Raw genomic sequence first — 15,158 nt, 5'->3', positions numbered from 1 at the left:
GCGTCGACGGAACCTCAGGGCATTGCTGCGCGACAGAAATCCGTAGCGGTCGGCAGGTACAACCTCGAACGAAGCAGGTGTTTTCTGAACGTCCCCGCGTTGGCATTCGCACTGATTGCTCTGTCTGCCCCGCCGTCGCCGTATGCGAACGAATCCTTGCCGGTCCCGACGCAGGCGGCGGCGGACATCGTTATCGATGGCACGATCGGCGCCGATGATCGCGGCACGATACGCGATCTGGCGTTCGACGTGCCGGCCGACGTGACCCAGGTTCGCGTCGCGTTTACCCTGGATGGTCCCGACGGCACCCAGATCACCCTGGGCGTTGCCGACCCACAGCGCGACCGCGGCTGGGGCGGCGGGATCAAGAAGGCGTTCGTCATCAACGATACGTTCGCGACCGCCTCGTTCCTGCCCGGCCCGATCCCGGCGGGACGCTGGCGTTTGACCATGACGGTTGCGAGCATGCGCCCGGGCGGGCGCGCAAAGTACCGCGCCGATATCCGCTTCACACGGCGCGGCGACCCGACGGTCGGCGCGTTTCCCGATGCCCCGGTCGCAGGTGGAGCGGGCTGGTATCACGGCGACCTACACAGCCATACCGGCCACAGCGACGCGCGGTGCCGCAGCCTGTCGGGCGCGAACATCCCCTGCCCGCTGTTCCTGACGACGCAGGCGGGGGCCGATGCGGGGCTCGATTTCCTCGCCGTGACAGATCACAACGTCACGTCGCACTTCGCCGAACTGGTGGTCGCGCAGACGTATTTCGATACGCTGGTCCTGCTGCCGGGGCGGGAGATCACGACGCGGTTCGGCCATGCGAACCTGATCGGCAGCACCGCCGCGATCGACCTGTCACAGGCGGGCGCGGCAGGCGGATCGGTCAACCCCATCCTGAAGGCCGCGCACGAAACCGGAGGGTTCCTGAGCATCAATCATCCCGCGACCCCGACTGGCGAGGACTGCCTTGGCTGCGGCTGGGTCGCGACCGACACCGACTATCGCCTGATCGACGGGGTGGAGATCGCCAACGGCGACACGATCGACGACTTCCGAGGCGATCCGTACCGGGCAATGGGTGCGCACCTGCGCTTCTGGGAAAGCCTGCTCGATCGCGGCTACCGCCTGACCGGGGTCGGGGGCAGCGACAACCACGACGCGGTCCAGGGGCGGCAGCCGCAACCCTCCCCCATCGGTCGCCAGTCGCCCGTCGGCGTGCCCGCGACCGTCGTCCACGCCTGCGCGCGCACCGGCGACGCGCTGGTCGCGGGATTGAAGCGCGGGCGGGTGTTCGTCGATATCGCCGGGCGGCGCGACCGGTTGCTCGACATGACGCTGAGCGCGGGCGCGCGTGACGCGACGATGGGCGACATGCTGGCGATCGGCGCGGCGCGGGACGTGCGCGGGACGATCCATGTGCGCGGCGCGGCCGGAGCGCACGCCGTCCTGCGGGTCGGCGGGTCGGAGCGGCGGATCATCCTGCCCCCGTTTGCCGGTGACGATGCGACGGTGCCGTTCCGCATCACCGGGCTGGGCCGGGCGCGCTGGGTCCGGGCCGATGTGATCGCCGCCGATGGGGCGACGATCCTGGTGGGCAATCCGGTCTATCTGCAACGCCGCGCCGATCCCGGCGCCGATGGGCCGCGTGGCGACAGGTGCGACGGCCGATCGCACACCCCTGCCCCGTGATATCGCAGGTCGTGCCGGTGACGGGTGCGCGGACGGCGCGGCGGCGGCGCTGGGGACCGGTCGCCATGTCGGGGATCGGCCTTGCGATGGCCGTCGGCGCGGTGACGCCCGCCGAGGGGCAAGGCCGCTGTGCGGGACGCCGGCCGCTTGCCCCGCTGGTGCTGCGGACGGCGCGGCGCATCGGGTTGCAGGTGGCGTTCAATCCCGGTCGTCTCGCCGCATTCTGCACGACGGAGCGGCTGCCCGACAACGCGACCCTCGCCGACCTGCGGCGCGTCGTCGCGGCCGCCGGGCTGCGCCTTGTCCAGATCGACCGCCATCTGTTCGCGCTTGCGCTCGCGGTGCCGCCGCCGGCACCGGCGCGCGCGCGGGCAACGTCGCCGCACCGCCCGCCCACCGCGACCGCGGCGGCCCCCGACTACGCAGACGACACGATCGAACCGATCGTCGTCATGGGGCGGCTGAACGGGGCCGACAGCGACCGTTGGCTGCGGCGGCTGCGCACCGGGATCGGCGACAGCGTCTCGGCAGACCGCATCCGCCAACTGCCCGCCGTCAGCGCCGCCGACGCGCTGCGACTGGTGCCCGGCGTCCAGCTCGACAACCAGCGCGGCAGCGGCGTCTACATGTTCGCGCGCGGTTTGGATTCGGTATTCCACGTCGCCGAGATCGACGGGCGGGCGGTGGCGCTGAACGAACTGGTCGAAAACGGCGGCCCGCGCGGCCGTTCGTTCCGCTTCGAGATGATCCCCGCCGAATTCATCGGCCGGATCGACGTCGCCAAGACCACCGGCTCCGCACAGGACGAGGCGGCGGTCGGCGTCACCGTCGACATGCGGATACTGCACCCCCTCGACATCGGCAATCGCATCGAAATGGCGGTGCGCAGCGACATGAACGACTGGCGCGGCCAGCCCGGCGGCGGCGTGACCGGCATCGGTAGCTGGACGACGGCAGGCGGCGACCTTGGCATCCTGCTGATGGCACAGGCGCGGCGGCGGGCGATCCGCAACGACCGCTTCTTTGAATTCCAATGGACCCGCGACCGCTTCCCCGGCATCCTGCCGCACGGCACCTACACCCCCGGACGGGTGCGGCCGACGATCGAGATCGAGGACCGGCACCAGCGATCGGGCATGGCGGTGGTGCAATGGCGCCCGGCGGTGGGGCACATGACAGAGGCCAGCGCGTTCGTCACCCGGCTCGACGTCGATTACGACGAATCCGGGCTGGATATCTATCCCGACGACGCGACCTATGTGACGCCGCGCTTCGTCACCGGATCGGCGGTACTGAACGGTGACACCGCCATCGCCGGGCGGATCGAGGACGTGCGGTGGATGGCCTCGCGTGAAACCAGCCGCAACCGGCACGACCTGCTGGTCACGGGGATTCGCCACAGCATTGACGACGGCGGCTGGCACGTGGTCGCCGATGCCGGATTTTCGCGCGCGCACAGTCATCAGCCGCGCGCCATGGGCACGTCGCGCAGCCGGATGGCATTCTTTGCACCGCTGTCGTTCGACTTCTCCCGCGGGTATCGCACCCCAGCCACGCTGACCACCGATCGCGATCTCACCGACCCGGCCAGCTATGCGGGATGGACCTACAACTATGCGCCAAAGGATTCGCGCGACACGGCGGCGGCGGCGCGCATCGATGCCGAACGCGTGCTGGACGACCGGTTCGCGACCACGCTGCGCGGCGGCATGGCGTGGCAGGAACGGCGGCGGGACTATCGGCGGCGCGACCTGTTCATCGATACGTTGCGCGGTGTGCCGGTGACGGATGCGCGACTGGGACCGGCGACCTACGAACCGCTGCCCCATGCCGGGTTCCTCGGACGGCTACCGGCGGGGACGCCCGGGCGCTGGCTGGTGCCCAGCGCCACCGGGCAACGCGACTTGCTGCTGACCGAAGCCGCACTGGCGACCGCGCCCGGCATCGACGACCTCGCCGCCTCCTATGCGATCCGCGAGCGCGTCATCAGCGGTTATGGCCAGATGCGGACGGGCGCGATGCTGCTGGGCGGGCCGCTGGATATAGAGGCCGGGGTACGGTTGCCCCATACCGAACAGGTGTCGGCCGGGTATCGCAGCGACGGGATCGCCGCGACGCCGGTCCGCTATCGCCGCACCTACCTGTCGTTCCTGCCCAGCCTGTCGTTGCGGTGGGAGCCGGCGGCGGACCTAACGCTGCGGCTGGCGGCGGGGCGCAGCGTCACCCGCCCCAACCTGACCGATATCGCGCCGCGCCTTACCCTGTCGCTCGACAACCGCACCGCATCGGGCGGCAATCCGATGCTGCGGCCGTTCGTCGCCACCAATCTGGACATGGCGATCGACTATACCCCCGGCGCGGCACGCACCCTGTCGGCGGGGTTGTTTCAGCGTCGGCTCGACGATTACATCACCTCGGCCAATCGCCCGATCGCGTTCCCCGACCATGGCAGCTTCCTGCTCAGCACCACGCAGAACGGCGGCAAGGCGACGCTGAGCGGTGCGGAGGTCGCTGGTGCGTTCGGCTTGCCGCTGCCCACCGCGATCGGCGGCCGGGCATCGGTCAACGGATCGCTGACGCTGGTGGCGGTGGCGTCGGCGTTTCGCGCGGGCGACCGGGTGATCCGCGACCGGCTGATCGGGCTGTCGCGGACCAGCGTGACGCTGGCGGGGCGCTATGAACGCGGCGTGCTGGCGGCCGATCTGGGCTGGTTCTGGCGCAGCCGCTATCTCAACAGCTATGGGACCAGCGTGATCGGTGAGGAATATGTTGCCCCGCTCGGCACGCTCGACGGGCGGATCTCGGTCGCGGCGCACGGCGCGCTGACGATCGACATCGACGCCACCAACCTGCTGGGCGTGCACAAATATCTGTATGGCACCACCTCAGCCCAGCCCAAGGAGATCAACCTGTTCGGACGCACGGTATCGGTCGGCATCCGGTGGCGGATGCCGGCATGACCGCCTCGCCGGCCACCGGCGTCTATGCCGCCAAGCTTGCCGAAGCGCGGCGGTTCGACGTGTTCGTGCAGACGCATCGCCAGCCGCTGGTCGCCTATTACCGGCGTCGCGGCGCGCCGTCCGGCGACATCGACGATCTGGTGCAGGAGGTGTTCATGCGCCTGCTCCGCAAATTGCAGGCAGGAGAGGAGATCGCGCAAAGCTATGTCTTCGCCGCCGCGTCCAGCGTGTGGATCGACAACCACCGCCATGCCGCCGTGCGCGTCGGGACCGCGCAGCACGGTCCGCTGGCAGAGGATCTGCGTTCCTGTGCGCCGCAACCCGACCGCATCGTTGAGGGTCGCGACGATCTGCGCGTTATACGTAGAAGAATCTTGGAATTGCCGGCAAAGTGGCGGAAGGCTTTTCTCTTTCACCGTTTCGACGACATGTCACATACCGAGATCGCGCAGAGGATGAACGTTTCGGTGAGTTCGGTGGAAAAATACATCATGAACGCGCTCGCTAGCCTGAAGGCGGGCGACGCGGGCACCCCTGAATGAGCGATGCGGACGCCGCATCGGCAACCGGCGATCCGGCCGCGCAGGCGCTGGTCACACTGGTGCTGGCCGGGTTGCGCGCGCCGCTCGATCCGGTGGCGGAGGCGCGGCTCGACGCGCTGATCGCCGCTATGCCGGATGGCCGGGCGATCGCGGACGACATTGTAGAACGCTGGCTGATGGCCGGCGTGCTGGGCCGCGCCGCCCTATCCAACGACACGTCCGGCGATGCCGGGGACAGCACGCGCGAACCGGCCGCCGACCTTGCCGCGCCGCCGCCCCCACCCCGCGTGATGCCGCGGCGACAGGTGTTGCGGTTCGCGGGCGGCGCGGTGGCGGCGGGCGTCGCCGGGCTGGCTGGATATCGCGGGTGGCAGGCGATGCGCCCCGCACCAGCCGGAGACGAACGGATCATCGCCGCGCGCGGCAACGCACCGTCGCACGCCCGGCTGCTCGACGGATCGTCGGTGATGCTGTCGCGCGGCGCGCGGATCGCCAGCACGATGTCGGCGGACCAACGACATATCCGCCATCTGTCGGGCGAGGTGTTCTATACCGTCGCCAAGGATACCGCCCGACCGTTCGTGGTCGAGGCGGGCGACTATCGCCTGACTGCGCTCGGCACCGGCTTCAACGTCGACCCTCTGGGCGACGGGGTGTGCGTCGACCTGCTCGATGGACGGTTGCGGATCGAACGGATCGACGGGGGCCGGGCCCTGATCCTGACCGCCGGGCAACGCTTCGTCGGCGGCGAGGCGGAGGTGCGGGTGATGCCCGCCGATCCCGATGCGGCGGCATGGGGCGACGGACGGCTGGTGTTCGACGACGTGGCGCTGGCCGACGTCGCCCGCCGCCTGGCCAACCACAGCGACGTCGCACTCGTGCTGGACGATCCGGCGGTCGCGGAATTGCGGTTTTCGGGAGTCATGGACGTCACCACCCCGCGCGCGTGGCGGCTGGGGCTGGAGGCGGCGTTGCCGGTGCGGGTGGTGGAACAGGGCGACGGGCTGCACGTCGTGATACTGCGCTGAGGCGGTAGTTCCCGAGAATCTTGTTACAGTAAAAAGAATATTTTGAGGGCGTCGCAACGATCCCCGTTTTCCCCAGTGTTCGACCCGGACGGCATGGTGCCGACGGGCCGGGGTTGGGGGAAAATCTATGATGAAACCAAAGATGGCGGCGATTGCCCGCACGAGTTTGTTCGCGCTGGCAATGGCCGGTGCAGCATCGGCACACGCCGCCGCGCGCGATGCGGATGAAGCAGTCGCGACACCCGCCGGACCCGAAACGGCCATCGAATCCGACGACGACCAGTCGATCATTGTTACCGGCAAGCGGCTGCGCCGCGATGCGCTGCGCGCGCAGCAGGAATCGCAGTCGGTCGCCAACGTCGTCTCCGGCGACGAACTGCGCGCCCAGCCGCAGACCAACCTTGCCGATCTGCTGACCCGCCTTCCCGGCATCTCCGCCTCGGTGGACCAGTCACGCAACCAGGCGGCGACCGGCGAAAGCCAGTATGTCACGATCCGCGGACTGGATTCGTCGTACAACGCTTATGCGATCAACGGCGTCCGCATGGCGCAGACCGACCGCGCGTCGCGATCGGTGTCGATGAACCTGCTGTCGCCGTTCGGCCTCGCGATGGTCGCGGTGGACAAGGCTCCCGGTGCTAATGCCGATGGCGACACGATCGCCGGATCGATCGATTTTCGCACGCAGTCGGCGTTCGATTTCGATCGTCCGCTGACGCGCATCTTCGTGCAGGGCGAGGCCAATGGTCGCGCCATCGCCCGCGACCAGAAGTCGCTCGGCGGCATGGCCCAAGCCGAGATCGCGCGTACGATGGCCGACGGACAGTTCGGATTTTACCTGAACGGCTATTATGGCGACAAGAATACCGCCGGTGAATCCACCGCGTTCCAGCGCGATCCTGAAATCCTGAACCGCACCATCCCCGGCACGATCCGCGCGAACCCCGACAATATCTATGCACGCGGCGTCCAGTGGAATTTTTACCGCAGCCAGATCAGGCGCTATGGCGGCAACGTCACGCTCGACTGGCGCGGCGGCGGCACCGACCTGTATCTGCGCGGCACCTATGGCGCGTTCGACCTCAACAGCGTGCAGTCGCAATCGTCGCTGCGCCGCGAACTGGTCGGCGCACAGACCAATCCGTTCCTGATCGGCCTGCGCGGCGCGGCCGGTTTCCAGGTCAATCCGAACACCAACGGCGATTACGACGCGCTGGGCATGCGCCACGATTTCGGCATGATGCCCGGCCAGTATTTCCGCACCGAGGATTCGCGCCAGTCGCTCCTCACGCTGAAGGCGGGCGGCACCACGACCGCCGACGCGCTGCGCCTCGACTATAGCGGCGGCTATTCGCGCGGGCGTCAGGTCTATCCGCAGCGGGTCCAGGCGGCATTTTATGGCTTCCCCTATATCGGCACGCCGAACCAGGGCGGCATCGCACAGTTCGAGATGGTCACGACCGTCGACGGCCACGACCCGCGCGTACTGCTGACGCCCGCCGCCGATGCCTACGCCACTGATCTGGGCAATACGCGGCAATGGTATGTCGAATCCGGCAGCGAATATGCGCGGGAAGCGAAGTGGGAAGCGCGGGGCGACCTGCGCTGGACCGTCGCGCCCGACACGACGATCGAAGCCGGCACGAAATACGAACGCGCCACCCGCGACACCAACAGCATCGCGACCGACGGCGAGACCCGGTACAAAATGGAAGTCGCCGGTAACGGCTACATCCGCAACGACAATCGCCCGTTCTGGTCGCCGGGCGGCCTGACCAGCGCCGCGTTTCCGGGTACCGTGCTGAACGAGTTCATGGGCCGCGGGGCACAGGTGCCGATCAAGTTGTTCGATATCGCCACCATGCGCGGCCTTGCCACCGACCTGTCGGTGCCGATTTCGGCCGACACGATGCAGCAGAACCAGTTGGGCGGCACCGAACAGCGGATCGCGGGTTATGCGATGGCGCGCATCGGCAACGGCGCGCTGACCGCCATCCCCGGTGTGCGGTTCGAGCATAACAGCTTCGACGCCCGCTATTTCCAGCGGGACAACGGCACGCTGAAATCGACCAGTTCCGGTCGCAGCTACAACGAGCTGCTGCCCAGCATCCTCGTCGATTACCGTCCCGACGACCGGATCGTCCTGCGCGGTGCGGTGCGCAAGAGCTATGCCCGCCCGGCGTTCGACCAACTGGTCGGGCCGACCGTCGTCACGCGCGACACCAACGGCACGATCGTCGGCCTGAGCCAGCCCAACCCGAACCTGAAGCCGGTGCAGGCGATCAACTTCGACCTGAACGCCGATTATTACGACCAGGCCGGCGGCGTGTTCCAGGTGGCCGCCTATTACAAGGCGCTCTCGAACGTCATCTTCGCCACCGGCACCACCAATGCCGCTAGCGACCAGAATGCGTTTTCGGGCACCGTGTCGGTGAACGGCGTGGACGTGCAGACGCTGAACAACGGCGGCAAGGGCCATGTACTCGGCATCGAGCTGGCCGCGCGCAAGCAGTTCATGATGCTGCCGGGCTTCTGGCAGGGCTTTGGCCTCGCCAGCAACCTGACGTTGCAGAAGACGCGCGCCGACCTGACCGTCAGCGCGACGGACGAACGCAGCCTCGACCTGCCGCGCGCGCCGGGTGTGCTGTTCAACGCCGAACTGTTCTATGCGGGCAAGAACCTGTCCGCGTCGCTCGCCTGGCGCTATGCGGCAACGCAGCTGGTCGAAGTGCGGGGCAACCGCCCCGATGTGTACGCACAACCGTCCAAGCAGCTGAACCTGTCGGCATCCTATGTCCTGCCGAACGGCCTGAAGGTCGGCGCGGCGGTACAGAATCTGCTCGACGACTACGCCTATTGGTCGACCTATGGTCGCGGTGAGCGCGTCCTGTCGGCGGACCGGCGCGGCGGCTATGTCGAGGCTGGGCGGACCTATCTCGCCAATGTCAGCTTCGCATTCTGACTTTGGCAACAGGATCACGGCCGGGGGAGCGTTGCGCCACAGCTCCCCCGGTCGGGGTTACCATGCATCCAGGTTTCGAACTTATTCATGATCAGCACTGTCTGCACTCCCGGGGTTCATCGTCCGGCTACAGGCGCAGGTGATCCGCATGTCAGCGTGATCTGCAGTCCATTCGGCCAGCGTCGCATAGCTGGACGTTCGACGCCGCCATTCAGCCCTCGGCTCGGTTCATGGTGGCGTTACCTCCTTGTACCGATCCTTGCCGACCGGAAGCGCATGTCCGTTTGTTCACCGATAATGGCCTGCGGGTTCTGCGATCGATCCTCAAATTGTCATTAAACCGATCTATATAATTGCGTTGCGCAATTTAAAATGGTTACGGACTCTAATGCTGCAACAGATAACTCTCGCCTTGCTCATCGCAGCAGCTTCCCCCAGCGTGGAAATGCCCGAACTGGGACAGATGCGGCTCGATCAGGTGCAGTATGTCGAGACGCACAACAGCTACCACCTTGCCCCCGATGCCGAACTGCTCGCCTGGCTTCTGCGCGGCAGCTATGCCGATGGCGAATGGACCGGCCCACGTCTGGCGCGGGCGATTGACTATTCCAACCTGCCGCTGACGACGCAGCTCGATCGCGGCATTCGCGCATTCGAGCTCGACGTGCACGACGATCCGGCCGGCGACCGGTTCGTCCGACCGGGATATATCCAACGCCTGCGCGCCGCCGGCATCACGCCGCGCCAGCCATGGGATAGCAGCGGCGCGATGCGGCGACCGGGGTTCAAGACGATCCACAAGGCGGACTATGATCCGCGCAGCACCTGCCCGGTCTTTGCCGACTGCCTGCGCGCGATTGGCGAATGGTCGCGCGCGCACCCCGGCCATGTCCCGCTGCTGTTGATGATCGAGGTGAAGCGCGACCGTCGCAGCAAATGCGTCGGGCTCTGCGCTGACGGGTGGCGGCGGCTTGAGGGCGAGCTGGTGCATGGGCTGGGCCGGGAACGTATCTTTGCCCCGGCCGGGATCGGGCCGACATGGCCGACGATCGACGCGCTGCGCGGCCGGGTGCTCGTTTTCCTGCTGGATGCCGAGGATAGTGCGCGCAGCTATCGGGCGGCGGTCGGCGACCATGGCCTGTTGTTCACCGGACCGCGGCCGGGCAAGGGCGTGCCGCTCGCCGATACCGGCGAGCGCTGGGCGATCCTGCCGCGATCCGACGATCCCCGGATCGCCACGGCGCGGGCGCGCGGGATGCTGGTCTATACCCGTGCCGATGCCGAAACCGAACAGGCGCGCGCCGGTGACACCACCACCCGCGACCGGGCGCTGGCAAGCGGTGCGCAGATCGTGTCGACCGACTATCCCGTCCCCGATCCGCGCTTTTCGGGCTATGCGGTGCGGTTCGCCGGCGGCCGGTTCGTGCGCTGCAACCCGGTGACCGGCGGGGCGTGCCGACCGGTCAGAGCCGCAACCCTGGAGTGAACGCCCCGGCCGGTCCGTCCGTACCGTCCATCAGCAGGCGGTAGATCGGCAGCGAGCCGGCACCGATCATTCCCGCGCGATTGCCGAGCGGCGAGGCGAGGACGCTCGGTCGCGGCAACCCGACGCCTTCGTTGCAGAAATCGGGCGTATCGACCTCGGCGACCAGCGCGTTGAGCAGCGGCAGCGGCAGGCGACCGCCGATGATCACCGCCTGGGGATCGAACAGCCGCGCGACGAGCGACAACTGCTCGCGCAACTGCCGCCCCGCCCGGCGCACCCACGCCCTGAGCGGCGGACAGGCACCGATATCGAGTGCGGCGAGATCGGGGAAATCGTCGATCGCCACTCCTTCGCAGTGCAGATGCGCGAACAAATCCTGCCCCGACGGGCGCGGCCGGTCGTTGGGGAAATGCACCCCGACCATCCCGGCATTGCCATGCACTCCCCGGTACAGCCGCCCGCCGAGAATCAGCGCTCCGCCGACGCCGTGCCCGATATGGACGAAGAGAAAATCGTCGATATTCTGCCCGGCACCCAGCAACCGTTCGCCAAGCGCCGCGCTGGCCGCGTCATTCTCGACGAACACCGGCAGCGGCATGTCGCGCGCCAGCAACCGCGGTGCCCCCGCCTCGCGCAAGGCCGGAAAGAAGCCATGGGCGTGAAGGAGATCGGCATCGCGCACGAAATCGGCCGGCAGCGCGACGCCGACCCCCGCCAGCCTGTCGGCGTCGACAATGTGGCGCGCCAGCACGTCGTCGATGAATCGGGCGATCAGGTCGCGCACCGCCGCCATGGTGAGATCGACGATGCCGGTCCGGTGCGTTTCCACCTGCCGTCCGGCCATGTCGACCAGCCCGATCTCGACATGATGGTGCGAGAAATACACGCCGATCGCATAGGCGCTGTCGACCTCGACGCTGACCGGCCGGGTCGGCTGTCCACGCGCACCGGCCCGGTCGATACGCTCGCCGACCAGGCTGAACCCAGACAGGGTCTGGATGGCGCGGGTGATCGACGGCGCGGTCAACCCCGACAGCGCGACCAGATCGCCGCGCGCGATCGGTCCGCGCCGCCAGATCATGTCCAGCACGCGTCGTTCACTGGACGACAGCTTCAACGTCCTCATGCTGCCCTCACCTAAATCAATGGAGGGAAACCACAACTAATTTCCGTTATGCAATTTAAGTGTAGCAATCCCCTCCTATCGACACGGCAACGGCGGCGAACCGTCGACTTCCAACAAAGGGGCCAGGGACATGGGAACGAACGGACGGCTGCGCGGAGGCGTGGCGGTACAGGTGCTGGTCGCGGCGCTCTGCGCGGCACCGATGGCATGGGGGCAGACGGCGGCGGACGGCAACACGAACGCAGGCGAGACGATCATCGTCACCGGCTATCGGTCGATCAACAAGACGCCGGGCGCGATCAAGCAGGCTGCCGATCAGGTCGTCGACACGCTGACCCAGGCCCAGATCGAGCGCCTGCCCGACCGTTCGCTCGCCGAGGTGCTCGAACGTCTGCCCGGCGTCAGTGCCGATCGCGGTTTTTCGTCGTCCAACGCCCGCACTGTGACCGTGCGCGGGTTCGACGCGCGCTACAATTCGATGGAGGTGGATGGCAATCTCGTCTGGAACTCGTCGCGCAACAACCGGGGCACGCAGCTCGACGTGTTCCCGGCCGCGGTCGTCAATCAGGTCAATGTCTTCAAGACGGTGCTGCCGGGTCAGGACGCCAATTCGATCGGCGCGCATATCGAACTGCGCACGCTGCGCGCGTTCGACGGAGGCACGCAGGCCTATACCAAGCTGCGCGCCGCCTATGGCCTGTACGAGCAGGACGGTTTTCCGGCGGCGGACGGTCCGTCGTTCCGCGCCGACGGGGTGACCAAGTTCACCTTCGGCCCCGGCCGGCAATGGGGCATCGTGCTCGGCGGCGAATATCAGCAGCACCGGTTCTTCGATCGCTACAACGAAGTCACCGCCTATAGCCAGATCGGCGGCATCGACGTGCCGAACGGCGACATCTTCCACGGTCGCTTCCCGAGCCGCCAGCAGCGGACCGCGCTGTTCGGCAAGATCGAGACCCGCGCCGAGAACGACTATTACGCCTTCCTGTCGGCGAGCTATTTCAACGACCGGCTTGCCCAGTCGTTCAACCGCGGCGGCACCTTCATCACCGGAACGCGGGTGACTGGCGCGACGCCGCAAGGGGGCAGTTTCACCAATGGCGTGGGCGAGACCTATTTCGAGCGCTATCGCCTGAACCGCGAGACGATCCTCATCGGCAGCGGGCTCGACTATCGGATCGCCAGCGACGCATCGCTGGCGCTGCGCGGTGCCTATACCCGCTACAATCACGACGAGGAGCTGTTCCGTTCGGAGCGGTTCCAGGTGTCCGGCCTGAGCGGCGCCTATACGCTCGAACCCGAGGTGCCGGGCGTCGCGCTGTCGACCACGTCGCTCGCCACCGTCGCGAACCCGGCGAACTGGGTCCAGCGGACCGGCAGGCCAGCGTTCGACCAGCAGATTCCGCACCGCGACAACGTCTATAACTCCAGTGCCGAACTTAACTGGAACGCGCAGCCCGGCGCACGCGGCGCGGGCCTCGTCAGCGGCGTGGCATGGCGCCGACTGGACCGCGATTTCGACCAGACGACGCTAAACTACACGCTGCCCGGCGGACGGGTTTATCGCCTGTCCGACGTGCTCGACCCGGCGGCCGGCGAGCAAATCCCCAACGGCACCGACCCGGTGTTCCTGAACCGGCGCGGCTATATCGACTTCATCACCGCCAACGGCACCTTCACCCGCGACGAGGCCCGGACGACCGACTATGCGCTGGTCGAGGACGTGCTGGCCGGGCATGTGTCGGCGGTGTGGAGCCGGCCCGGCTTCCGCGCGCTCGCCGGGCTGCGGTTCGAGCAGACCGATGTCGACAACCGGACGGGCGGGACCACGACCGGGGTCGTCGCGACGCAGGTGCGCCGTCGCAGCTATGACGCCTTCCTGCCCAATGTGCAGGTAACGATCGATCCGGTGTCCAATTTCAAGCTGCGCCTCGCCTATACCGAAACGCTCGCCCGTCCCGACTTCGCCGATTTCGCGAACGGGGTGACCACGACGTTCAACGCCGCCGGGGTGCGCGTCATCAGCGGTGCCAATCCCGGAATAAATCCGCGCGCGGCGCGCAATTACGACGGCAGCGTCGAATGGTATTTCCGGGGCGGGTATGTGTCGCTGGGCATGTTCCGAAAGGACCTGTCCAACGAAACCTTCCGCCAGGTGCGCAACAGTTTCGACGCGAACGGCGTGCTGACGCAGATCGAGACGATCCCGCTCAACAGCGGCAGCGCGCAACTGCACGGACTGGAGGCGAGCATCGTCAAGGACCGGTTCGACGGCCTGCCCGGACCGCTCGCCAATTTCGGGTTCAACGGTAACTACACGCTGCTCGACGGCGAATGGAACGTCGTGTTCACCGACGGATCGAAGCGGCGGGTCGATGGCCTGCGCAACCAGCCCAAATGGCTCGCCAACCTGATCCTGAGCTACAATGACGGACCGGTCGGGCTGAACGCCGCATGGCGACTGCGCGGACGGACCTTCACCGGCAGCTTCGGCGCGACGCCCGCGCAGGACATCTGGATCGACCGGTACGACCGGGTCGATGCGCAGGCGACCCTCCGCCCACTCCCGCGTCTCACCCTGTTCGCCGAGGCGCGCAACCTGACCAATCGCTACTGGATCGAACAGACCGGCCTGTCGGCCGACGCGACGACGACCGCGACGACCCAGGGACGATCGTACTGGATGGGCGCGACGTTCAAGATGTGATCGCGACGCATGAAACCACAACCGGTCCCGGAGACCGCCCGCCGGCATGGCGAGCAGTCCCATCCGCCGACGGACCGGGCCGGTGCGAAGCCGCCGGGCCCGGTCGTCCCGGCGGAGACATCCCACGGCCTGCCGTTCTGGTTGCCGGACGACGTCTGGGCGAAAATGGATCCGCATCTGCCACACCGCCAACCCGGGGCGCGGCGCGTCGACGACCGGCGGATCCTGTCAGGCATCGCCCATGTCCTGCGTTCGGATTGCAGGTGGTCCGACTGTCCCGCCGGATACGGCCCGCCGACCACCGTCTATAATCGCTTCGTCCGATGGTCCGGGCGCCGGTTCTGGCCGCGAGTGACCGCCATCCTCATCGAAACGAACGTCATCTCGCGCACGGCGCTGGCCGATCGACAGCCATCGCCCGCGTTCCCCCGACGCTAATACAGCGCGTTTCCGTTGCCGGAACGACTTTGCCGGCAGGCGGCGCTTCGCCCTTTCAGACGTAATGCGGTCCATACGCATTGCGCCGGGAATGGAATGTGCGCTGCCGACCCGGCCGCACATACAAGAATTGCTAAGATCAATCCTCCATTCTTTCAATAATTTGATCGGGTTTTGATTAGGTTTGGGATTATATCCCAGTTTAACGAGAAATATATAA

The 15,158-nt window shown here is 67.2% G+C and carries 9 protein-coding genes; 8 read left to right on the top strand and 1 reads right to left on the bottom strand.

Translation table 11 applies throughout. The features are described 5' to 3' along the window. The first annotated feature begins 156 nt into the window (after positions 1–156). From LRA89_RS15520 to LRA89_RS15495, 6 genes are all read left to right on the top strand, one after another. The gene (locus LRA89_RS15520; RefSeq protein ID WP_230771617.1) at positions 157–1,689 is read left to right on the top strand and encodes a CehA/McbA family metallohydrolase; all 1,533 of its coding nucleotides are present in this window, start codon (positions 157–159) and stop codon (positions 1,687–1,689) included. After that, positions 1,686–4,649 carry a TonB-dependent receptor gene (locus LRA89_RS15515; protein ID WP_230771615.1) on the top strand — a complete coding sequence of 988 codons (2,964 nt, stop codon included), beginning with the start codon at positions 1,686–1,688 and terminating at the stop codon, positions 4,647–4,649. Before LRA89_RS15520 ends, LRA89_RS15515 begins: the two co-directional genes overlap by 4 nt. Then, entirely contained in the window at positions 4,646–5,191 is a 546-nt protein-coding gene (locus LRA89_RS15510; RefSeq protein WP_230771613.1) for an RNA polymerase sigma factor, read from the top strand. The genes LRA89_RS15515 and LRA89_RS15510 overlap by 4 nt, the downstream gene beginning before the upstream one ends. Then, on the top strand, positions 5,188–6,219 hold the full coding sequence (locus LRA89_RS15505; protein ID WP_230771611.1) for a FecR family protein: 1,032 nt from the start codon (positions 5,188–5,190) through the stop codon (positions 6,217–6,219). The genes LRA89_RS15510 and LRA89_RS15505 overlap by 4 nt, the downstream gene beginning before the upstream one ends. A 127-nt stretch (positions 6,220–6,346) precedes the next feature. After that, the gene (locus LRA89_RS15500; RefSeq protein ID WP_230771608.1) at positions 6,347–9,181 is read left to right on the top strand and encodes a TonB-dependent receptor; all 2,835 of its coding nucleotides are present in this window, start codon (positions 6,347–6,349) and stop codon (positions 9,179–9,181) included. Positions 9,182–9,569: 388 nt separating this feature from the next. Then, on the top strand, positions 9,570–10,667 hold the full coding sequence (locus LRA89_RS15495) for a Ca2+-dependent phosphoinositide-specific phospholipase C (protein WP_230771605.1): 1,098 nt from the start codon (positions 9,570–9,572) through the stop codon (positions 10,665–10,667). Here LRA89_RS15495 and LRA89_RS15490 read toward each other — a convergent pair. After that, positions 10,645–11,748 carry an ROK family protein gene (locus tag LRA89_RS15490; protein ID WP_230771808.1) on the bottom strand — a complete coding sequence of 368 codons (1,104 nt, stop codon included), beginning with the start codon at positions 11,746–11,748 and terminating at the stop codon, positions 10,645–10,647. The genes LRA89_RS15495 and LRA89_RS15490 overlap by 23 nt on opposite strands. Before the next feature lie 175 nt (positions 11,749–11,923). On the opposite strand from LRA89_RS15490, the gene LRA89_RS15485 reads away from it, so the two are divergent. Beyond that, positions 11,924–14,500, top strand: coding sequence for a TonB-dependent receptor (locus LRA89_RS15485; protein ID WP_230771602.1), 2,577 nt, complete (start codon positions 11,924–11,926; stop codon positions 14,498–14,500). Between the two features lie 9 nt (positions 14,501–14,509). Beyond that, the gene (locus LRA89_RS20635) at positions 14,510–14,938 is read left to right on the top strand and encodes a transposase (RefSeq protein WP_443024986.1); all 429 of its coding nucleotides are present in this window, start codon (positions 14,510–14,512) and stop codon (positions 14,936–14,938) included. Positions 14,939–15,158: the final 220 nt, after the last annotated feature.

Source organism: Sphingomonas sp. Leaf4 (genome assembly GCF_920939515.1).
GTDB lineage: Bacteria > Pseudomonadota > Alphaproteobacteria > Sphingomonadales > Sphingomonadaceae > Sphingomonas.
This window is presented reverse-complemented; position numbering and strand designations above follow the sequence as displayed.